At 29.0% G+C, this 21,201-nt stretch carries 19 protein-coding genes; 7 read left to right on the forward strand and 12 right to left on the reverse strand.

The features are described from left to right. Positions 1 to 37: 37 nt before the first annotated feature. The 3 genes from DS884_RS12510 to DS884_RS12520 all read right to left on the reverse strand — a co-directional run bounded on the left by DS884_RS12510 (position 38) and on the right by DS884_RS12520 (position 3,534). On the reverse strand, positions 38 to 1,249 hold the full coding sequence (locus DS884_RS12510) for an NAD(P)/FAD-dependent oxidoreductase (protein WP_093868694.1): 1,212 nt from the start codon (positions 1,247 to 1,249) through the stop codon (positions 38 to 40). After that, on the reverse strand, positions 1,246 to 2,175 hold the full coding sequence (locus DS884_RS12515) for a GYDIA family GHMP kinase (RefSeq protein ID WP_113786981.1): 930 nt from the start codon (positions 2,173 to 2,175) through the stop codon (positions 1,246 to 1,248). The genes DS884_RS12510 and DS884_RS12515 overlap by 4 nt, the downstream gene beginning before the upstream one ends. An 87-nt stretch (positions 2,176 to 2,262) precedes the next feature. Beyond that, positions 2,263 to 3,534, reverse strand: coding sequence for a hydroxymethylglutaryl-CoA reductase, degradative (locus DS884_RS12520; protein WP_113786982.1), 1,272 nt, complete (start codon positions 3,532 to 3,534; stop codon positions 2,263 to 2,265). A gap of 146 nt (positions 3,535 to 3,680) precedes the next feature. Here DS884_RS12520 and DS884_RS12525 point away from each other — a divergent pair, with 146 nt between their 5' ends. The 4 genes from DS884_RS12525 to DS884_RS12540 all read left to right on the forward strand — a co-directional run bounded on the left by DS884_RS12525 (position 3,681) and on the right by DS884_RS12540 (position 9,633). Continuing rightward, the gene (locus tag DS884_RS12525) at positions 3,681 to 5,828 is read left to right on the forward strand and encodes a S9 family peptidase (RefSeq protein WP_113786990.1); all 2,148 of its coding nucleotides are present in this window, start codon (positions 3,681 to 3,683) and stop codon (positions 5,826 to 5,828) included. Positions 5,829 to 5,841: 13 nt separating this feature from the next. After that, positions 5,842 to 7,395 carry a peptide MFS transporter gene (locus DS884_RS12530; RefSeq protein ID WP_113786983.1) on the forward strand — a complete coding sequence of 518 codons (1,554 nt, stop codon included), beginning with the start codon at positions 5,842 to 5,844 and terminating at the stop codon, positions 7,393 to 7,395. A 73-nt stretch (positions 7,396 to 7,468) separates the two neighbouring features. Further along, a complete protein-coding gene (locus DS884_RS12535; RefSeq protein ID WP_093868698.1) occupies positions 7,469 to 9,019 on the forward strand; it encodes a peptide MFS transporter in 1,551 nt (516 codons plus the stop codon). A gap of 95 nt (positions 9,020 to 9,114) precedes the next feature. Continuing rightward, a complete protein-coding gene (locus DS884_RS12540; protein WP_093868699.1) occupies positions 9,115 to 9,633 on the forward strand; it encodes a thioredoxin family protein in 519 nt (172 codons plus the stop codon). Between the two features lie 8 nt (positions 9,634 to 9,641). Here DS884_RS12540 and DS884_RS12545 read toward each other — a convergent pair whose 3' ends face one another. Continuing rightward, on the reverse strand, positions 9,642 to 11,669 hold the full coding sequence (locus DS884_RS12545) for a ComEC/Rec2 family competence protein (protein WP_113786984.1): 2,028 nt from the start codon (positions 11,667 to 11,669) through the stop codon (positions 9,642 to 9,644). 303 nt (positions 11,670 to 11,972) lie between these two features. Here DS884_RS12545 and DS884_RS12550 point away from each other — a divergent pair, with 303 nt between their 5' ends. Next, a complete protein-coding gene (locus tag DS884_RS12550) occupies positions 11,973 to 12,332 on the forward strand; it encodes a hypothetical protein (RefSeq protein WP_093868701.1) in 360 nt (119 codons plus the stop codon). A 77-nt stretch (positions 12,333 to 12,409) separates the two neighbouring features. Here DS884_RS12550 and DS884_RS12555 read toward each other — a convergent pair whose 3' ends face one another. Both DS884_RS12555 and DS884_RS12560 read right to left on the reverse strand, forming a co-directional pair. Then, positions 12,410 to 13,108, reverse strand: a complete 699-nt coding sequence (locus DS884_RS12555) for a response regulator transcription factor (RefSeq protein ID WP_093868702.1) — start codon at positions 13,106 to 13,108, stop codon at positions 12,410 to 12,412. 4 nt (positions 13,109 to 13,112) lie between these two features. Further along, complete coding sequence (locus tag DS884_RS12560) at positions 13,113 to 14,369, reverse strand: sensor histidine kinase (RefSeq protein ID WP_113786985.1); 1,257 nt, start codon at positions 14,367 to 14,369, stop codon at positions 13,113 to 13,115. A 151-nt stretch (positions 14,370 to 14,520) separates the two neighbouring features. Here DS884_RS12560 and DS884_RS12565 point away from each other — a divergent pair, with 151 nt between their 5' ends. After that, positions 14,521 to 15,312 carry an energy transducer TonB gene (locus tag DS884_RS12565; RefSeq protein WP_113786986.1) on the forward strand — a complete coding sequence of 264 codons (792 nt, stop codon included), beginning with the start codon at positions 14,521 to 14,523 and terminating at the stop codon, positions 15,310 to 15,312. An 18-nt stretch (positions 15,313 to 15,330) separates the two neighbouring features. On the opposite strand, the gene DS884_RS12570 is transcribed toward DS884_RS12565, so the two are convergent. Continuing rightward, positions 15,331 to 15,795 (reverse strand): Lrp/AsnC family transcriptional regulator, encoded by a 465-nt coding sequence (locus tag DS884_RS12570; protein ID WP_093868715.1) that lies wholly within the window; start codon positions 15,793 to 15,795, stop codon positions 15,331 to 15,333. A gap of 150 nt (positions 15,796 to 15,945) precedes the next feature. Here DS884_RS12570 and DS884_RS12575 point away from each other — a divergent pair, with 150 nt between their 5' ends. Further along, positions 15,946 to 17,070 (forward strand): histidine decarboxylase, encoded by a 1,125-nt coding sequence (locus DS884_RS12575; RefSeq protein ID WP_093868705.1) that lies wholly within the window; start codon positions 15,946 to 15,948, stop codon positions 17,068 to 17,070. Positions 17,071 to 17,119: 49 nt separating this feature from the next. Here the strand turns inward: DS884_RS12575 and DS884_RS12580 are convergent, their stop codons facing one another. From DS884_RS12580 to thrS, 5 genes are all read right to left on the reverse strand, one after another. Continuing rightward, positions 17,120 to 17,704: a hypothetical protein gene (locus DS884_RS12580; protein ID WP_093868706.1), complete on the reverse strand. Its 585-nt coding sequence runs from the start codon at positions 17,702 to 17,704 to the stop codon at positions 17,120 to 17,122. Positions 17,705 to 17,795: 91 nt separating this feature from the next. Next, positions 17,796 to 18,140: a 50S ribosomal protein L20 gene (rplT, locus tag DS884_RS12585; RefSeq protein WP_093868707.1), complete on the reverse strand. Its 345-nt coding sequence runs from the start codon at positions 18,138 to 18,140 to the stop codon at positions 17,796 to 17,798. A 92-nt stretch (positions 18,141 to 18,232) separates the two neighbouring features. Further along, the gene (rpmI, locus tag DS884_RS12590) at positions 18,233 to 18,430 is read right to left on the reverse strand and encodes a 50S ribosomal protein L35 (RefSeq protein ID WP_093868708.1); all 198 of its coding nucleotides are present in this window, start codon (positions 18,428 to 18,430) and stop codon (positions 18,233 to 18,235) included. Positions 18,431 to 18,466: 36 nt separating this feature from the next. Continuing rightward, positions 18,467 to 18,985 carry a translation initiation factor IF-3 gene (gene infC / locus DS884_RS12595; protein WP_093868709.1) on the reverse strand — a complete coding sequence of 173 codons (519 nt, stop codon included), beginning with the start codon at positions 18,983 to 18,985 and terminating at the stop codon, positions 18,467 to 18,469. Positions 18,986 to 19,055: 70 nt separating this feature from the next. Then, entirely contained in the window at positions 19,056 to 21,002 is a 1,947-nt protein-coding gene (gene thrS, locus DS884_RS12600) for a threonine--tRNA ligase (RefSeq protein ID WP_113786988.1), read from the reverse strand. Positions 21,003 to 21,201 lie beyond the last annotated feature (199 nt).

A 21,201-nucleotide genomic window follows, 5' to 3' on the forward strand; every position in this document is an offset into this window, starting at 1 on the left:
GGTCAAAATAATTTTATTTTGACCTTTATATTTTTATTTATTTTTCTGAGATAGATTTAGCACATATATAACCACCCGTCCAAGCATTTTGAAAGTTAAATCCTCCAGTAACAGCATCTATATTTAATGTTTCACCTACAAAAAATAAATTTTGATGTAGTTTGCTTTCAAAACGTTTAAAGTCAATTTGTTTTAAATCAATACCGCCAGCAGTAACAAATTCTTCCTTGAAAGTAGTGCGCCCATTTGCATTAAATAACCCGTTGGTTAATTGATTTGTTAAGTTTTGAAGATGTTTATTACTGATATCTGCCCAGTTTTGGTTGTTTTTAATAGCTGAAGCTATAACTAAACGTTCCCATAAGCGACGAGGAATATCTGGAAATGGTGATTTTAAAATAACTTGTTTCTTAGCATTGGTATTTTTTAATTCAAGGAGTTTTTCAAAAACTGTATCTGCATCAATTCCTAACCAATTAACAATAACATTATACTGATAGTTTTTATCAGCTAAAATACGAGCACCAAAAGCAGATAGCTTTAATATCGCAGGACCACTTAATCCCCAGTGAGTAATTAATAATGGGCCCGAGCTTTCTAGTTTAGTTTTGGCAATACTAACTTCTGCATTTGGAACAGCAACGCCACCTAAATCTATTATTCTAGAATCTTTAATGTTAAAAGTAAATAAAGAAGGAACAGTATTAATTATTGAATGCCCTAGATTTTCAGACATCTCCCATATTTTTTTACTACTACCGGCTGCAATTACTAGAACATCTGCTTTAAATTGACGTTCTTTAGTGTTGATAGTCCAGATAGGTTCTTGTTTTTGAATTGAAGTTACACCATGGTTTTTAAACACTTTAATACCTAGGTTATTAACAGCATTAGTAAAACAATCTATAATAGCTTGAGATGTATTTGCCTCAGGGAAAACACGGTTGTCATTTTCTATTTTTAAAGGAACTCCATGATTCTCAAACCACTCAAATGTATCACCAGTCATAAATTTATGAAAAGGACCTAATAATTCTTTTTCTCCTCTAGGGTAGAATTTAGTTAGTTCTTTTGGTTCAAAACAAGCATGAGTAACATTACAACGTCCACCACCTGATATTTTTACTTTTTGTAAAACTTCTTTTCCTTTTTCTAAAATAGTAATGTCTAAATTGGGATTTAGCTCTTTTGCATTTATGGCTGTAAAAAAACCCGCAGCACCTCCACCTATAATTATTACTTTTTTCATAAAGCCATTTCTTTAAAAGGTAAAATTGTATTGAACCCTTTATTTTTAAAATATTCAGGGGTGTTTTTACCTCCAGTAGCTAAAACAAAATCACCACCCCAGGCACCTAAACTTTTAATTTCTCCAAAATAACCAGAAAATAGACGTTTTTTAACCGGTTCTTGTTTAATAATAGAACTTATAATGTGCTCGTGTTCTATAATAATACTATTTAATTTTTCAGTAGAAGAAGCTTCTAAAAATTCTTGAGTTAACTTATTTATTTCTGGAATTAGAAGTTTTGCTTCTTCTTTGTATTGTTTATATTGAGCAATACCTTCTCTACTGTTTTGTTTTTGGTTTAAATGCACAAAAAATAATTCATCAGCATAACTTGGTACGAATTGAGTTTCCTTAATTGAAGGTATTCCGTTATTAAGAGTATATATAATTGGAGTATTATGTTTGGCACAAGCAATGTCATAACCACTTCCAGAAAAAGCATTCCATAACAACATGAAAGGGTCTACATTTGCCCAAGAAGCAATATTGTTAATTAGTGTTGAAGAGCTTCCTAGCCCCCAGTTTTTAGGAAATGATAAATTTGTTTTTACAATCAATCCTTTTTCGATATTTAAAAAATCAGGGTTTAATTTTTTAGCCTCTTTTAAAATATTTAGAAGCGTTTCTGCTATAAATTCAGCCCCTCCTTCTTTATTGGAATCAAATGTAGCTGAGGTTAAACGTAGTTTAGAAATGTTAAACGTAGCCTCAAACCAACAATTGCCTTCGTTGGTAAAACTGCCCCAAATGAGTTGAGGTTCGTTAATTGGTTGTATTGTTAAATCTTGGCCAAATTTTGTAGGAATAGCTAATGCATTTGCGCCGTCTAAAACAAGGTATTCACCAGTTAATAATAACTTTCCGTTTGAGTAAAATTTTTTCAAAACAAGTATTAGGTCGAGCGGAGTCGAAACCTTTTTTATATTATTAATATATGACTTCTCGACTCCACTCGAGTTGACATATTCTCTCTATTCTCTTAATTTATTGAAAGCTTCCACAACTGCACTATGAGAAACAGTTACGTTTTCAAATTTTTTAGCAATTGTGTTTTTTTCTTCAGCAGTTGCTCCTAATTGATTTAGAATGTTCATTAAGTGCATTTTCATATGACCATGCTGAATTCCTTTAGTAGTAAGAGCTCTTAGAGCTGCAAAATTTTGAGCTAAACCAGCGGTCGCCATTACTTCCATTAACTCTCGTGCTGATGGCCTGTTTAACATATCTAGTGATAGTTTAGCCATAGGATGTAAAGCTGTTAATCCACCAACTGTTCCAACAGCCAAAGGTATTTCTATCCAAAATTTAAAAATACCATTTTTTACTTCACAGTGAGTTAGGCTTTTATAACATCCATCTTTAGAGGCATATGCATGGGCACCAGCTTCAATAGCTCTGAAATCATTTCCTGTAGCTAAAACAACTGCGTCAATACCATTCATGATTCCTTTGTTATGAGTAACAGCTCTAAAAGGTTCAATTTCTGCTATTTTAACGGCTTGTTCAAATTTCTTAGCAAACTTCTCAGGATTCTCTCCTCCTAAATCAGGAATTAAGCATGAAACTTCAGATTTAACAATACATTCAGGAACATAGTTAGATAAAATACTCATAACTATTTCAATGTCATGTCTTTTAAATTGATTAGCCATAGCTTCTAAACAAGAGTTAATAAAATTAGCTCCCATTGAATCTTTGGTTTCAAAAGTAACATGCAATTGATAGTAGTTATCAAGTTGCTTAGTTTTGTCAATTAATTCAATATCTAAAATACCACCACCTCTTTTTTCCATGTTTTTGGTAATAGAGGAAGTTACTTCTCTTAATTTAGATTTTTGTTCATTAAAATAACTAGTGATTTCTTTTTTATTACCAGCAAACATAAAATGAACTTGACCAATTTTAGTTGTTGAAATAACTGTTGTTTTAAAACCTCCACGTGTACTCCAGAATTTAGCTACAAGAGAAGCAGCAGCAACTACAGAACTTTCTTCAACTACCATAGGTATTACGTATTCTTTATTGTTAATAATAAAGTTAGGAGCAATACCATAGGGCATATAAAAGTTAGTGATTGTATTCTCTATAAAATCATCATGAAGTTGTTGTAGCTTAGAATTGTCATTCCAATACTGTTTTATAACATTTATAGTTTCATTTTGATTGTTAAAAAAATTTTTAGCTAACCAATCTATTTTGTCTTCTTTAGAAAGTTTAGAAAATCCAGAAATAACTTTAGGCATTCTTTGTTTTTGTTTTTTAATGGGGTCAAAGATAAATGAATCCTATTAAAATAGCTTTCATAATGTATATTTCTAAGGTTTTTAACTCAGAATTTAATGAATTTTCCGTAAACTTGGCAAACTTTTTACTTAAACAACAACTAAATATGAAAAAACTGTTAATATTTTTTATTGGAGTTTCTACGTTTATACAAGCTCAGAAAAAAGATATTTCTTTAGAGGATATATGGCGAAAAGGCACGTTTAGAGCTGATTATATGAATTCTTTAAACTCAATGAATGGAGATTTTTACTCCCTTTTAAATTATTCAAAAGAAAGTTCAACTGTAGATAAGTACAGTTATGAAACATTAGAGAAAATAGCCACAATTGTTGATAGTAAAGATTTAAATGAATTAAAATACATTCAATCGTATAAATTTAATAACGACGAAACTAAATTGATTTTAGGTACCAACTTTAAACCAATATTTCGTCGTTCTTTTTTAGGTACATTTTACTTATATGATATTGCTTCAAAAAAAATATCATTAATAGGAGAAGATATTCAAAGACCTACTTTTTCACCAGATAGTAAAAAAATAGCATACGCTAAGGATAATAACTTATACATTAAAGATTTTTCTGAAAATGAAACTGTTTTTAAAATAACAAGTAGTGGAAAGAAAAATGAAATTATTAATGGTATTACTGATTGGGTATATGAAGAAGAATTTGGTTTTGTAAAAGCTTTTGAGTGGAGTTCAGATAGTAAAAACCTTGCATACTTACGTTTTGATGAAAGCAAAGTGAAAACATTTTCTATGGATGTGTATGGTAAAGGGAAATATCCAACTCAACATGTTTTTAAATATCCGAAAGCTGGAGAAAAAAATGCAAAAGTTTCATTGCATATTTTTTCATTAAGCACTAATAAAACTGCAGAAATAGTTTTTGGAGAATATGAATACATTCCAAGAATTAATTGGACTAAAGATTCAAATTTATTAGCTGTACGTACATTAAATCGTCATCAAAATGATTTGAAAATGTATTTTGTTAATGCTAACACATTTGCTAGTACATTAATACTTAATGAAACAGATAAGGCTTATGTTGATGTTACTGACGATTTAACTTTTTTAGATGATAATAGCTTTATTTGGACTAGTGAAAAAGATGGGTATAACCATATTTATCATTATGATAATAAAGGTAAATTAATAAATCAAGTAACTAAAGGTAATTGGGAAGTAACTTCTTATTACGGGTACAATGCTAAAGAAAAAACTATTTATTATCAATCTGTAGAAAACGGATCAATTAATAGAGGAGTATATAGTGTTTCATTAAAAGGAAATAACAAAAAGTTACTAAGTAATCCTTCAGGAACTAATGGTGCATCTTTTAGTAAAAATATGAATTACTTTATCAATACGTTTTCTGATGCTAATACACCACAGGTGTATACATTAAGGAATAAAGGAGGTAAAGTTTTAAAAACAATTAAAGATAATGCAAGTTTAAAGCAAACGATTACTCAATACAATCTTAGTAAAAAAGAATTCTCAACAATATCCATAAATGGGAATGATTTAAACATGTATACAATTAAACCATCAAATTTTGATGCAAATAAAAAGTACCCTGTTTTAATGTATCAATATTCTGGGCCAGGATCTCAAAATGTAGCTAATAGATGGAATGGTTCAAATGATTACTGGCACCAAATGCTAGCTCAAAATGGGTATATTGTTGTATGTGTTGATGGAAGAGGTACAGGTTATAAAGGTAGAGATTTTAAGAAAGTTACTTATATGAATTTAGTAAAGCATGAAACTGAAGATCAGATTGCTGTTGCTAAAGAGTTAGCAAAACTTTCATATGTAGATGCAAATAGAATTGGAATTTGGGGATGGTCTTTTGGTGGTCATATGAGTACCAATTGTATTTTAAAAGGGAATGACGTTTTTGCAGCAGCAATAGCAGTTGCTCCAGTAACAACATGGCGTTTTTATGATACAATATATACTGAACGTTATATGCGTACTCCTGAAGAAAATCCAACAGGATATGATGATAACTCACCATTGAACTATCCTGAATTATTAAAAGGAAAATATTTATTAGTTCATGGTACAGGAGATGATAATGTACATGTACAAAACGCTACGCGCATGGCAGAGGCTTTAATTCAAGCTAATAAACAATTTGATTGGGCAATGTATCCAGATAAAAACCACGGAATTTATGGTGGTAATACACGTTTACATTTATATACTAAAATGACAAATTTTATTAAAAACAACTTATAAAAATCTAACAAACATGAGTACAGTAAAACAGCCGCATGAAAAAGAATTATTTGGGCAACCAGTAGGTTTATATATCCTGTTTCTAACCGAAATGTGGGAACGATTTTCATATTATGGAATGAGAGCTTTATTAGTTTTATATATGACTACTTCTGCAATGGGAGATGATCCAAGAGGAGCAGGGTTAGGTTGGACAAGTAAAGAAGCTTTAGCTTTATATGGTTGGTATACCATGTTGGTATATGTAATGTCTATACCCGGAGGTATGATTGCAGATAAATTACTTGGACAAAAAAGATCGGTATTATTAGGGGCAATTATTTTGTGCCTAGGTCATGGAGTTCTAATAATGACTGATACTTGGGCTTTTTATACAGGGTTAGGGTTAGTTATTTTAGGAGTTGGTTTATTAAAACCAAATATTTCAACTATGGTTGGAGGATTATATAAAGAAGGAGATATTAGAAGAGATAAAGGATTTTCTATTTTTTATATAGGAATAAACTTAGGTTCTCTTTTAGCAACGATGGTAATAGGATTAGTAGTTGCAAAATGGGGATGGCATGCAGGTTTTGGTTTAGCAGGTATTGTAATGGTATTAGGATTAATAAACTATGTTTATGGACAAAAGTATTTAAAAGAAGTAGGTAATTTCGTGCCAAGTAAAAATGATGAGAACTCAATATCTTACGGGAAGTTATATTCAAAGCTGTTTAGTTCACCTAAACAGTTGGTTTTTACTGTAGTTTTATTAGCGGCATCTGCGTTTGGATGGTATAAGTTAGGATGGGGTTATGGAATGTTATTTTTGTTTTTAACAGCAATTACAGCATTATTAATGATGATTTACAAAGAATTAGAAACTCAGGTTTTTAAAGATCGTTTTTTAGTTCTTTTATTATCTTTTATTATGGTTATTATTTTTTGGGGAGCATTTGAGCAAGCTGGAGGATTAATGAACTTATATACAGAAACAAATACAAATAGAGTTCTTTTTGGTTGGGAAATTCCAACAGTAATGTTTCAAAGTTTAAATGCTGGTTTTATTATTTTATTTGCAACTGGGGTTGCTGGTTTTTGGGCTAATAGAAAGCTGAAATCAAAAGAAGCTTCTTCTTTATTTAAAATGGCTTTAGGTATTATTATAATGGGATTTGGTTTCCTTTTTATGGTTTTTGCAGCTATGGAGTTCGAGAAATCTGGAACATCTAGCATGTTATGGTTAGTATTGGCGTATTTATTTCATACAATAGGTGAATTATGTATTTCACCAGTAGCACTTTCTTTTATCACTAAGTTAGCACCAATAAAATATGCTGCTTTAATGATGGGAGTTTATTTTGCAGCTACAGGTTTAGGTAATAAAGTAGCAGGAATAGTAGGAGAATCAGCTTCTGATTATGGTGAGTTAACTATTTTTTCTGGAATATTAATTTTTACTGTTTTAATCGGTGGTTTATTTATTTTAATATTAAAACCTTTAAAGCGTTTAACGCATGGAGCTGAAGAGAAAGAAAGGGATTTAAAGCAAGAAGAAGCAGAAGGATTTGAATTAGCTGATAATTAATAAAAATATATTTAACAACCTCATAATAGAAATATTATGAGGTTTGTTTTGTTTATAAATTAAATAAATATTTATGAGTACAACATTGAAATCTAATGAGTTTAGTCTTTTAGGACATAAACCAGCACTGTTTGTTTTGTTTTTTACTGAAATGTGGGAACGCTTTTCATATTATGGAATGCGTGCAATATTTGTATTGTTTTTAACAGCATCATTTTCTGATGGTGGCTGGGAATGGACTAGAGAACGTGCCTTAGGATTATTAGGTATTTATACAAGTTCTGTTTATTTAACACCTTTAATTGGAGGTATCATTGCAGATAAGTTTTTAGGATATCAAAAAGCAGTAGCGCTTGGAGCTTTGGCAATGACATTGGGGCATGCTGCTATGGCTTTAGAAACAGAAATGACACTGTATTTAGGTATAGGTCTTTTGATTATAGGTAATGGTTTGTTTAAGCCAAACGTTACTTCAATAGTAAGTGGTTTATATGACAAATACCCGGAAAGAAAAGATGGGGCTTTTACCATTTTTTATATGGGAGTAAATGCTGGTGGTTTCTTAGGAGTTCTTCTATGTGGTTTTTTAGCAAATAATTTAAGTTATTCATGGGGATTCGGGCTTGCCGGTATTTTTATGTTTTTAGGAACTTTACAATTTTGGTTTGGTAGAGACATTTTTGAAAATATAGGAAATGCACCAAGTAAAAAAGTGGATTTATCAGACGCTATTGAAAATGTTGAGGTTATTGAAGAAGAAAAAGTTCCTAATAATGTTCAAAGAGATAGATACATAGTAGTTGGTATTTTAGCTTTTTTCACAGTGTTTTTTTGGGCAGCTTTTGAACAAGCAAGTGGATCTATGAACATTTTCGCAAGAGATTATACACAAAGAGCTTTAACAGGTAATTCTGCAGTTATATTCAAAATTGTAGATGTTTTAGTTTCAACAGTGCCTTTAATTATTATTTCTTGGGTATTGTTAAAATTATTTGGACAAACATTTAAAAAAATATCTTTATCTAATATAGTTTTAGGTATTAGCTTTGTGAGTATTTGGGCAATAGTAATATGGAAATTAAGTGTAATCATTCCTCAGCAAAATGCAGAAATTGAGGCATCTTGGTTTTTAATATTAAACTCATTGTTTATTATTTTCTTAGCTCCACTATTTTCTAAATGGTGGGAAAGTAAGTTTAATCCATCTGCGGCAGTAAAATTCGGAATTGGAATGGTACTTTTAGCTATTGGATTTGGTGCTTTAGCTTATGGTTCTAGTGCTATTCCTCAAGGAGCTAAAACAGCATCTGTAAGTTTAATTTGGCTTGTATTAGCATATTTATTTCACACTATGGGAGAATTATGTGTATCTCCAGTAGGACTTTCTTATGTTTCAAAATTAGTGCCTGCGAAAAAAATAGGTATGATGTTCGGAATATGGTATTTAGTAAATGCCCTAGGTAATTTTATTGCTGCTAAAGTAGGTAGTTATATAGATCCTATTGTAGAGCAATATTCTATGTCCTTTTTCTTTTTAATATTTACTATAATTCCTGGAGCAGTTGGGATAATCTTTTTGGTGTTAAATCCATTAATTAAGAAATTAATGCACGGTATTCGATAATAATTTTTATCAGTAGAAAAATATATAACCTGTTAGTTTGAAAAAATTAACAGGTTTTTTTGTAAATTTGGAATACTTATTGAGACAAACGGAGTATGAGAAATTTTATAATAGTAGTAGTTTTAGTAGTAGCTTCTATAAGTGTTAAAGCACAAAACAAGGTTAAATGGTTAACTTTTGAAGAAGCCATAGAGAAAAATGAGAAAAACCCGAAGCCTATTTTAATTGATATTTATACCGATTGGTGCGGATGGTGTAAGAAAATGGATAAAACTACTTATAAGAATGAAGTAATTGTAAAGTATATTAATGAAAATTATTATGCTGTAAAATTAAATGGAGAAGAGAAGAGAGATATAAACTACCAAGGAAGAAAATTTACCTATAAAGCACAAGGTAGGAGAGGATATCATGAACTAGCTGCGGCAATAATGAATGGAAAACTTAGTTACCCATCAACAGCTTTTTTAAATAAAGATAAACAACTCATACAAAATGTTCCTGGCTATTTAGCTGAACAGCGTTTTGAAAAAATATTAGCCTTCTTTTCAGGTGAAAATTATAAAACTACAAAATGGAAAGATTTTTCTGAAAACTTTAAAAGTTCTATATAGTTAAAGAACTAATTTAATATATAAGCACCCTTTTGGTAAGTACTCCAAAAGGGTGTTTTTTGTTTCTTACAAGTTAGCCTGTATTGATTAGTATAACTTTTATAATTACTGCCATCAGCTATAATTAATTTTGGTTTTACTTGTTTGATTAAACGAGATAAATTTATTTTTGGATTGTCTATTAATAAAACAATACAGTTTTTAAGGGTTTTAACATTGTAAATACCGAGTTTATCAATTATCATAATAGTATCTTTTTTTGTTAAAAAAATTGAAGGGATAGTGTTTTTATAAATTGTATTAATGTTTTTTTCAATACGATATGCTTTTACTAATTTTTCATTAGTGATATTTAATACTTTTAAAGAGTCATGATAAATGAGAAGTTTTCCTTTTTTTTGTTCCCCAATTATTGAGTGTTGATTTTTATGAAAAATGACAAATTCATTCCTCGATTCACTTTTGTGTTTTTCTACTAAATAAGTAGATTGTAGCAGACTAATTGAAAGTAAAGTATAAATTAATTTTCTTGTAGTAGGTTTTAAAAAGAGCTGAAAAGAAAAAATTATAAAAGTATACCATAAAAATGCTTGTAAAAGAGACATAGGTATTTCTGTCAGTAAAAAGTTTTCTTGATTTGCAATCCATTCCATAAAATTATTCATGTATTGAATGCTATAGTTATAGATTTTAGCTAAGAAGTTTGGCAGTAAATCTAAAGTAGATAGTAGCATAATTATAATTCCAAAGAATAAAATACTACCAAGGAAGGGTATTATAATTAAATTAGAAAGGATAAATAAAGAGGGAAATTGATGAAAATAATATAAGCTAATTGGTAAAATAGCTAGTTGTGCAGCAATTGAGACTGTAAATAATTTCCATATTTTATTTAATAATGAAAATTTAGGATTCCAAATCTTATAAAGTAATGGTTGAATCCAAACAATTCCAAAAACAGCAATATAACTTAATTGGAAACCAACATCGAATAAAAATAAAGGTTTTATAAGAAGTAATAAAAACATGGAGCTTATAAGTGAATGTTCTATGATACTTTTCTTTTTAAATAGTTCTGCAATTGCAATAAAAGTAAACATGGTAACTGCTCTAACTACTGATGCAGACAAACCAGCAATAAAAGCGAACCACCATAAAACGAGTATTATACTAAGGGTTTTTAGACGAGTACCGTGTTTAAAATAATGTAATGGTTTTAGTATATTTAAGAGTATTAACAAAATGATACCAATATGTAATCCTGATATAGCTAGTAAATGTATGGCACCAGCGTTTGTGTAATTTGCAATAATTTTTTTTGATATATCTTGACGTTGACCAAGTAATAAGGCATTGATAATGGCATATACGTCTTTTGAAAAAACTTGTTTTTTTAAAGAAGTTTGAATCTTTTCTCGAAAACTATTTGAATACCTAACTATTGAAAACTTTTTGTTTGTTGTAATTTTATAGTGTTTCTTACTGATAGATATTTGATGATATATATATTGTTTTGAGAGATAGTCTTTGTAATTAAATTGATAAGGGTTTAAAGGAGAGGATAATTCTTTAAAAATAGGTTTTATTACTATTTGATCGTTGATTTTTAATAATTGTAAAGAACTGTCTTTCTTTATATTTATTAAAACATTTCCTTTAACTTCTTTTTTATCAACATAATTAATGGAGCCAACATATTTATCAAAATAAGTATTAGATTTTAATTTTTTAGTAACTGTTATAGTAGTATAAGAATTATTGTTTACATGTTTTATAAAATAATTTGAATAGTTTTTAGGGTTTTGAATATATACTGATGTAATCCCTAAGAAGAGGAAAGTAAAAAGAGATATAAATTTAAATCCAACAGCATACTTATTTTTTTTTAAAATAAGTAAAATCAAGCTTAATAGTATGGAAGTTAAAAACAGTTTAAAAAAACTATAACTCCATATTTTGAAATGAAACTGTAAAGTTATTCCAAAAATTAAGCATAAGAGGTAGTGAAATGGTGGGTAACCAAGTAATTTTTTCATAGCTAGGTAAAATTAATCTTTTCTTTTTTAATCGACAAAAACCTTTTTGATCTTACAATTGCAATTAATTAATTTATCTTTTTTCGTTTGCGAAGTATTTTATAATGTTGATAGCATTATAATAATCGGTCGCGGTGTTTTTGGAAGTTTAAGGGAGCGTAATGCAGATATTTACAGTGTTGATAAGCTTAAGTTTATTAATGGTTAAGTAAAAATTAGAAGTAGCTACATCTTTTTTATTACCAAGGAGAAGTCTGAAAATCCTTTAAAAAGAGTAAGAAACTAACTTAAACATAAAAAATTATGGGAACATTTTATTCGTTCGATGATGAAGCAATTGAACAAGCGCTAGAAGCAGCAAGAAACACACATGGCGGCGGAGAATTAAAAGCAGCAAATGCTAGTTTTGATACAACTAAAGGAGGAGATTTGTTTGTAAGTGCACAATGTGTGTCAGTTACAGTTGAAAATCACAAGATTTGTATAAAATTACCTTTAGGTTTTGGAAAACATTGTTTTAGTATTCCTGTTAGCATTCCAAACGGAACTGCAGGTAAGGCATGTATAGGTATTTGTACAACTTGGGGAATTCCTACAGGTGTTAAACTTTCTGTTGTTATTGGGGGGGTAACTGTAATTAGCCAAACATTTGGTAAATGCTAAAAAATAAGTTTTTAATAAACTTTAATTAAATTAAGAAGCAACTGCATATACATGTAGTTGCTTTTAAATTAATATAATTATAAAGATGAATCTAAAATTACAAACTTATAACCGGTACCATGAATGTTACTTATTTTAATTGAAGATGTTTCTTTAAAGTACTTGCGTAATTTTGAAATAAAAACATCTAAACTCCTACCTAAAAAATAACTATCATCTTCCCATATCGATTTTAAAATATATTCTCTTCTAAGTAATGTATTTGGGTTTTTAACGAATAATGATAAAAGATCAGCTTCTTTTTGAGTTAACTGAATACTTTCTTGTTGAGTATGCAATATTAAATTAGTAATATCTAAAGAATAAGCATCAAAATTTATTGACTCATTGGTTAAATTAGTAGTCTTCCCCCTTTTTAAAATAGCTTTTATCCTTAATACTAATTCCTCTATGCTAAAAGGTTTAGTTACATAATCATCAGCACCAACTTTAAACCCTTTTATTTTATCTTCTTTCATTGATTTAGCAGTTAAAAATATAATAGGAATGTCTAGGTTGAAAGATCTAATTTCGGAAGCCAAACTAAAACCATCTATTTTTGGCATCATTACATCTAATAAACATAAATCAAAAGATTGTTTTTTTAATAAAGGTAAAGCTGGTAATCCATTTGTTAAATGAGTTACGTGAAAATTATATCCTTCAAGACTGTCTTTTAATAAAAAGCCCATACTTTCATCATCTTCAATAAGTAAAATACGTTTTTGGATATTCATAAATTTAAATAGGTAAATAAATTTTAAAACAGCTTCCTACATTTCTTGTACTTTTAAAGGTAATGTTTCCTAAATGTTTTTCAATAATAATTTTGACATAGTTTAGACCTAAACCATAACCTTTGGTGTTATGAATGTTTCCAGATTCAGCTCTGAAAAATTTTTCAAAAATGCGTTGTTGAGTTTCTTTACTCATTCCAATACCTTTATCTTTAATTTCAATGAAAATGCCATCCTTTTCATTTTTTGTTGTAAGTATTATTTCAGGATAGTTTTTGGAATACTTTATAGCGTTTTCAATTAAATTATAAATTACATTTGTTAAATGAGTTTCATCAGCATTAATAAGGTATTGATTTGCATTTAGTTTTGATTTAAGACTACCTTCTTTTTCTTGAATTAATGGTTGAAAACTAGTAATTACATTATTAATAATGGTATGTAAATCAATAATTTTGAATGAAAGAGATTCCTCTTTTTTTTCTATAGTTGAAATTTGTAAAACGGTATCAACGAGATTATGTAGCCTAGTGTTTTCATTATATATTATATCAGCATATTTTTTTAGCTTTTGATTATCCATATCATTTCTGTTTCTAATTGCATCAGAAGCAACTGAGATATTGGTTATAGGGGTTTTTAGTTCATGCGTCATGTTATTCACAAAATCTTTTTTTAGCATAGCTAGTTTTTTTTCTTTAATAATAGAAAGTATTATAAATGTAAAAACCGCTAATAGTATTAATAAACTAATGGAAGAGTATAACCATATTCCCATTGAATTTAATAAATGCGAAGTTTTGTTATTAATACGAATTTTGAAATCAAGGTTTTCTTTATCATCCATTCTTCCAATACAAGCAATACTTGGATCGTCAAATAAGTTTGTTATAGTGTTTCCTAAAATAAGTTCTTGATTTTTAGCTTTTAAAATAGAATAATCAAAATTTACATTTATATTTCTTAGTAAAAATTCCTTTCTAATGCAACTATCCAAAGTAGCTAAGTTATAATAACTGTTGGTTTTTATATAATATTCATTAGAGGCAGTTTTTGAAATCGGGGGAATTTTCGATAAATTGTTATTATCTAATATTAGTAGTGTATTTGCAACATTTCTAAGAGCAATGTTTATTTTTTCATCAAACTGTCTTCCTTCTAAAGAAAAAGATTTTTTAAACCAATATACCTGAGTTATAAATAATCCAAATATAGTTAGCAACATTAAAAATAAAATAGTTCGTATTGTTTTTGATGACATATAACAAAGTTACATTAATTCTTGTTTGGTTACTTGTAATTTACATTTCAATAACATTTTTTTACACTTCAATAACAACTATTTACAATTAGTTTTTAAAAATGTAATTGGTTAGTATTAAATTTGTTAAGCAATATAAAATATGTTTAGTATGAAAAATAAGGTTGTTGTTATTGGTTTTTTTATGACTGTTATGTTACTTGTAATCTATGGTTTTGTAAAAGATAACAAAGAGATAGTTACTTGCAAATTAATTGATAAAAGTTTATTTACGAACGATAATACATTTTTGAATGATTTTGTCGCTGAAAAAAACTTAATGTACTCTGTTAAAGGAAAACATAAACGAACTATAACTAAAAAGAAAATAAAAGAAGCACATAGTGTTGGTGATTTAATAGCGTATTATCCATCAAGTTGGATTGTTAATTACAAGTCGGTTAAAATCGGGATAATAAAAAATGGAAAAGAAGTAAAAGAATTAGGAAAAAACAATGTGTTTACTGAAAAACAAATTAAATTAATTAATTCAGTAAACATATCAGATGTAGTTACAATAAAAGTAGATTATAAAACTAAAAACTCTGTAACAGAAGAATTAGAAAATAGTGAAATGATAATTAATATGGTAGTTGTGCCAGAAATAGAAGCCGCTTTTGATGGAGGTTATGACAAAATGATTACTTATCTAAGGGGGAATACTTCAATGAATATTCAAGCCTGTAATTTCCAAGCAAATAATGGAGCTGTTGTATGTTTTGCTATTAATGAAAATGGTAAAGCAATAAATGTTAATGTAAAAGAAACTTCAGGTAATTATGAAGTAGATAAAGAATTAATCAATTTAATTAAAGCTATGCCTACTTGGAAACCAGCAAAAAACATAAAAGGAGAAGCTGTAATACAAGAATTTGAATTTACAATTCGTGATGGAATGTGTTAAATATCAATGAATTTTTAATTAAATGACACTTATCAAAGTGTCATTTTTTATTTGTTTTATAACAAAAGAACTTTGAATATTAGATATGATTTCTAATTGTGACATTTCTTTCAAAACAAAATTTTGGTATTCATTCATATCTTTTAATATGATTTTTAAAAGAATATCAAAACTTCCAGCTATGTATGAAACTTCAAGAATTTTAGATATAGAATTAACATAGTCTTCAAATTTTTTAAATGCATTGTCTTCATGTTGTACTAATGTAACTTGACAATAAACAATTAAATTTTTCCCAAGTAATTCAGGATTAACTATTGCAACATATTTTTCTATAATTCCACTAGCTTCAATTTTTTTTATTCGCTCATGAGTTGGAGTAATGGAAAGGTTTATTTTTTGAGAAAGTTGTTTTATAGATTGTTTTCCATCTTTTTGTAACTCCTCTATTATTTTTAAGTCTATAGGATCTAAGTGAATCATAGAATTTTTTTTTATGTAAGCAGATATAATAGATCTCAAAAGTAGTTATTTTCTTTTAAATAAATATTTATTGGTAAAAATTACTTATAAAACTATTGGGTTATGGTTTATTATTCTTTGTTTGTACTTTTGTATTAGAAATTAATAAAGATGAAGGGTTTAGAAAATATATATAAGAGAATTAAGGATAGTTCTGATAAATTTTTAGGGTATCCATTAGCAAAGGATTTTACATTTAGTGAATTTGCACCATTTTTAGACCTTTGTATAAACAACGTTGGAGACCCAGAAGCTAAGTCTACATTAACAATTGACACGAAAGAAGTAGAGAAAAAATGTATTTCGTTCTTCGCAGATATATTATCTACAACAGTAAATGATGTTTGGGGGTATGTTACTAATGGAGGTACAGAAGGTAATTTGTATGGTTTATATCTAGCTAGGGAGTGTTATCCAGATGCCGTTGTTTACTATAGTGAATCTACACATTATAGCGTAAAGAAAAATCTTCACTTATTAAACATGAGAAACATTGTTGTTAGAAGTCAAGAGAACGGTGAAATTGATTACGAAGATTTAGAACAGATTTTAACTATTCATAGAGATAAACCAGCAGTTTTTTTCTTGAATGTTGGAACAACTATGACAGAAGCTGTAGATGATTTAGAAAAAATAAAAACGATAATAAAAAAATACGCAATTAAAGATTATTATATTCATTGTGATGCAGCGTTTTTAGGAACAATAGCCCCATTTGTTGAGCCAAAACCTAAGTTTGATTTTTCTGAAGGTGTAGATAGTATTTCTATTTCTGGGCATAAATTTATTGGAGGGCCAATTCCATGTGGAATAGTAATGTGTAAAAGAGCACATAGAAACAGGGTAGCAAACTCCATATCTTATGTAGGTACTTTAGACACAACTATTACAGGGTCAAGAAATGGATTAACACCATTATTTTTATGGTCATTTATTGAAAAACATGGTAAAGACGGATTAAAAAGAAGGGTATGTGAATCACAAGAACTAGCAGCATACACCGAACGAAAATTAAATGAAATAGGAGTTAATGCTTGGAGAAATAAAGAAGCACTAACAGTTGTTTTTGATAAGCCATCTAAAAAAGTGTGTGAAAAATATCAATTAGCATCAGAGGAAGCAATAGCTCACATTATATGTGTACCAGGTATTAAAAAGGAACGAATAGATTCATTACTTTTTGATTTGGAAAATGAGAAGAAAGAAAAAGAAAATTTAGTTTTACTAGAAGTTTAAATAAAAGGCCTCAAATTAAATTTGAGGCCTTTTTTGAGTTTATTTTTAATTAAACACCACGTTGTTTATTAATTTCATCTTGTAGTTTCCTTCTCAATTGTTGTTCTTTCTCAATTGATTTTTTCTTGTATTGCTCAAATTCTTGTTCAATTTCATCAAATGAACTGCGAGTCTCTTTGGTTAAGATATTACTGTTTTTAAATCGATATATAAAATACACTAATAAACTTAGTATTGTGAAAATAATAATCCAAACAATTAGGTTGTAATTTGATTTTGTTAAGTTAATACCTATAAAAGAAATTTGATCTTCTTTTTCTGAAGATTCAGTTAAGTTATTCTTTAGAGAGGTAATTTGATTTTCTAAGCTTGTAAGTTTTTTATTTTGATTGTTTATTAAATCTTGTTTTGAAACAATTGTCGATTTAAGATTTTTAATAGTATCTACAGTCCTTCTTTGTAAAGCATTGAATAAAGTCTTTTCTATAACTTTATATTTTTGATAACTACCCGACTTTTTATATAGAGTTTCAAATTGTTTTTTAATCGAGTTATTCGTAGAGTTTTGAGATGAATTTTGGCTAACAGCTACATTCGTTAAAGTAAAAAATAATATGACTTTTAAAAATTTCATAAAAAGTTTTTTAAGTATAAAGTATAATTTAATGGTTTAAAAAAACCCAAACGTAAAGTTTGGGTTTTTAGTATAAGCAAGTTTATGAAACTTATTTTATTTTCTCTACAATGGCCTTGAAAGCTTCTGGGTTGTTCATAGCTAAATCAGCTAAAACCTTACGGTTTAACTCAATTTCATTAGCTTTTACTTTACCCATAAACTGTGAGTAAGACATTCCGAACTGACGAGCTCCAGCGTTAATACGTTGAATCCATAATGAACGGAAGTTTCTCTTATTGTTTTTACGGTCTCTGTAAGAATATAACATTCCTTTTTCAACCGCATTTTTTGCTACTGTATAAACGTTCTTTCTACGTCCAAAGTAACCTTTTGCTTGCTTCAAGATTTTTTTTCTTCTATTTCTTGAAGCTACTGAATTTACTGATCTTGGCATAATTCAAATTGTTTTTTTGTAGTAGGCGACTTATTTAAAAGTACTTTTTTGAGCCTAACTCCATGGTTAATAATTTACTACCTTGCTAACAATTATTTTAAAACTAATTGTTGCTTAATGTTAGCTTCATCAGACTTGTGTACTAATGCAGCATGTGTTAATGCAAGCTTACGTTTTTTAGACTTCTTTGTTAAGATGTGACTCTTAAACGCGTGCTTTCTTTTGATTTTCCCAGAACCAGTTAACTTGAAACGTTTCTTGGCACTAGATTTTGTTTTAATTTTAGGCATCTTTTGTTTTGCGTTTTATCTTGCTTATAACTTTCTTTATTTCGTTTTCTTAGGAGCAATAAACATAATCATACGTTTACCTTCAAGTTTTGGCATTTGCTCAACCTTTCCATACTCTTCAAGCTCTTGTGCTAATTTTAATAATAAAATTTGCCCTTGCTCTTTAAACACGATAGAACGTCCCTTGAAAAACACGAATGCTTTTAGTTTTGCTCCATCTTGTAAAAATTTTATAGCATGCTTCTTTTTAAACTCATAATCATGTTCATCTGTTTGAGGTCCAAAACGAATTTCCTTAACAGTAACTTTCGTTGCTTTTGATTTTAAGGCTTTTTCACGTTTTTTCTGCTCATACAAATACTTCTTGTAATCAATAACCTTACAAACAGGAGGTACAGCTTTAGGTGAAATTTCAACTAAATCTAACTCTTGTTCTTTAGCAATTTCTTTTGCTTTTGCTAAAGGGTACACACCTACTTCAATGTTATCGCCTACTAGACGAACTTCCTCAACATACCTAATTTTTTCATTAATTCTATGTTGATCTTCTTTAATTACTCTGAGCGGTCTACGTCCGCCTCTTCTTCTAATTGCTATGACTTATAAATTTAAAATTACTATCTAATTATTTTCCAAAAGGGACTAAGGTTTTGCTAACTTCTTTATTAATTAAAGAGGTAAACTCTTCAATTGTAAAGACGCCTAAGTCTCCTTCACCATGTTTCCTTACAGAAACCGTACCATCCTTTTGTTCATTTTCACCAACAATAACCATAAAAGGTATTTTGCTTACTTCCGCATCACGAATTTTTCTACCCGTTTTCTCATTTCGATCATCTATCAGGGCGCGAATTTCGGAATTTTCTAACAAATCTAAAACTTTTTCTGAATAATTTTGGTATTTCTCACTGATAGGCAGTATAATAACTTGCTCAGGAGTTAACCAAAGAGGGAAGTTTCCTCCCGTATGCTCTAGTAAAACAGCAATAAAACGTTCCATTGATCCAAATGGAGCTCTATGTATCATTACTGGTCTGTGTAATTGATTATCTGCTCCTTTATAATTTAAATCAAAGCGTTCAGGTAAATTATAGTCAACTTGAATAGTTCCTAATTGCCATTTTCTTCCTAAAGCATCTTTTACCATAAAGTCTAATTTAGGTCCATAAAAAGCAGCTTCACCTTCTTCAATAACATAATCTAAACCTTTATCTTTTGCAGCATTAATAATTGCTTGTTCAGCTTTTTCCCAATTATCAACAGAACCTATATATTTATCAGGGTTCGCCATATCTCTAATAGAAACTTGGGCTGTAAATTTTTCAAAACCTAATGAGCCAAAAACATATAATACTAAATCAATAACGTTTTTAAACTCTTCATCTAATTGATCAGGTGTACAAAATATATGAGCATCGTCTTGAGTAAACCCTCTTACACGAGTCAATCCATGTAATTCACCACTCTGTTCATATCTGTATACAGTACCAAACTCAGCAAAACGCTTAGGTAAGTCTTTGTACGAATAAGGTTTATGGTTGTAAACTTCACAATGATGAGGGCAGTTCATAGGTTTTAATAAGAACTCTTCATCTTGTTTTGGAGTGGTAATTGGTTGAAAACTGTCTTCTCCGTATTTAGCATAATGACCAGAAGTAACATATAATTCTTTCTGACCAATATGAGGAGTCATTACCATTTCATAACCCGCTTTTTTTTGTGCTTTCTTTAAAAAGTCTTCTAATCTATTTCTTAAGGCAGCACCTTTTGGTAACCATAAAGGCAATCCCTGACCAACTCTTTGAGAAAAAGTAAATAATTCTAATTCTTTACCAAGTTTTCTGTGGTCACGTTTCTTCGCTTCCTCTAATAACTCTAAGTATTCTTTTAATTGTTTTTGTTTAGGAAATGATATTCCATAAACACGAGTTAACTGATTATTTTTCTCATCACCACGCCAGTATGCACCAGCAACACTCATTATTTTTATAGCTTTTATAATCCCAGTATTTGGAATGTGTCCACCTCTACATAAATCTGTAAAGTCGCTATGATCACAAAAAGTAATCTCTCCATCTTCTAATCCTTCAATCAACTCTACTTTATATTGATTGTCTTGTTCTTTATAATAAGAAAGTGCGTCAGCTTTTGAAATTGAACGTAATTTAAATTCAGCTTTTTCTCTTGCTCGCTCTAAAAACTTCTTCTCTATTTTTTCAAAATCTTTCTCAGAAATAGAGTCCTCTCCAAAATCTACATCATAATAAAAACCATTTTCTATAGCTGGTCCAATAGTTAGTTTTGAATTTGGATAAAAATCTAAAATAGCTTGTGCTAATACATGGGCAGATGAATGCCAAAAAGCATTTTTTCCTTCATCATCATTAAATGTATACAATACCAAAGAACCATCAGTGGTTAAAGGGGTGGTGGTTTCAACTGTTTTTCCGTTAAAACTAGCAGAAATAACATTTCTTGCTAACCCTTCACTAATACTTTTAGCAACATCCATTGCTGTACTATTTACTTCAAATTCTTTAACGCTTCCGTCAGGTAATGTAATTTTAATCATTATTTTATATATATAATTATTGCTAAATCCTCTTACAAGTGAAGATTTTTGGAAATGCAAAGATATTGTAAAACCCGATTTTGTACAATATAATGTGTGTATTTTAAATTAATTTAATCAGTAAGTTGTTTTCTTAGCTTAAAACATGATCTGTTTTAGGTGGAATAGACAGTTGTATATAGGTCTAGCTTTAGTAAAA

It is taken from the genome of Tenacibaculum sp. E3R01 (genome assembly GCF_003318185.1).
In the GTDB taxonomy this organism is placed as follows: Bacteria; Bacteroidota; Bacteroidia; order Flavobacteriales; family Flavobacteriaceae; genus Polaribacter; species Polaribacter halocynthiae.

Excerpts from the sequence above, each read along its gene's own strand:
- DS884_RS12510 (WP_093868694.1), bottom strand. The coding sequence starts at position 1,249 with ATGAAAAAAGTAATAATTATAGGTGGAGGTGCTGCGGGTTTTTTTACA.
- DS884_RS12520 (WP_113786982.1), bottom strand. The coding sequence starts at position 3,534 with ATGCCTAAAGTTATTTCTGGATTTTCTAAACTTTCTAAAGAAGACAAA.
- DS884_RS12525 (WP_113786990.1), top strand. The coding sequence starts at position 3,681 with ATGAAAAAACTGTTAATATTTTTTATTGGAGTTTCTACGTTTATACAA.
- DS884_RS12530 (WP_113786983.1), top strand. The coding sequence starts at position 5,842 with ATGAGTACAGTAAAACAGCCGCATGAAAAAGAATTATTTGGGCAACCA.
- DS884_RS12535 (WP_093868698.1), top strand. The coding sequence starts at position 7,469 with ATGAGTACAACATTGAAATCTAATGAGTTTAGTCTTTTAGGACATAAA.
- DS884_RS12540 (WP_093868699.1), top strand. The coding sequence starts at position 9,115 with ATGAGAAATTTTATAATAGTAGTAGTTTTAGTAGTAGCTTCTATAAGT.
- DS884_RS12545 (WP_113786984.1), bottom strand. The coding sequence starts at position 11,669 with ATGAAAAAATTACTTGGTTACCCACCATTTCACTACCTCTTATGCTTA.
- DS884_RS12550 (WP_093868701.1), top strand. The coding sequence starts at position 11,973 with ATGGGAACATTTTATTCGTTCGATGATGAAGCAATTGAACAAGCGCTA.
- DS884_RS12555 (WP_093868702.1), bottom strand. The coding sequence starts at position 13,108 with ATGAATATCCAAAAACGTATTTTACTTATTGAAGATGATGAAAGTATG.
- DS884_RS12560 (WP_113786985.1), bottom strand. The coding sequence starts at position 14,369 with ATGTCATCAAAAACAATACGAACTATTTTATTTTTAATGTTGCTAACT.
- DS884_RS12565 (WP_113786986.1), top strand. The coding sequence starts at position 14,521 with ATGAAAAATAAGGTTGTTGTTATTGGTTTTTTTATGACTGTTATGTTA.
- DS884_RS12570 (WP_093868715.1), bottom strand. The coding sequence starts at position 15,795 with ATGATTCACTTAGATCCTATAGACTTAAAAATAATAGAGGAGTTACAA.
- DS884_RS12575 (WP_093868705.1), top strand. The coding sequence starts at position 15,946 with ATGAAGGGTTTAGAAAATATATATAAGAGAATTAAGGATAGTTCTGAT.
- DS884_RS12580 (WP_093868706.1), bottom strand. The coding sequence starts at position 17,704 with ATGAAATTTTTAAAAGTCATATTATTTTTTACTTTAACGAATGTAGCT.
- rplT (WP_093868707.1), bottom strand. The coding sequence starts at position 18,140 with ATGCCAAGATCAGTAAATTCAGTAGCTTCAAGAAATAGAAGAAAAAAA.
- rpmI (WP_093868708.1), bottom strand. The coding sequence starts at position 18,430 with ATGCCTAAAATTAAAACAAAATCTAGTGCCAAGAAACGTTTCAAGTTA.
- thrS (WP_113786988.1), bottom strand. The coding sequence starts at position 21,002 with ATGATTAAAATTACATTACCTGACGGAAGCGTTAAAGAATTTGAAGTA.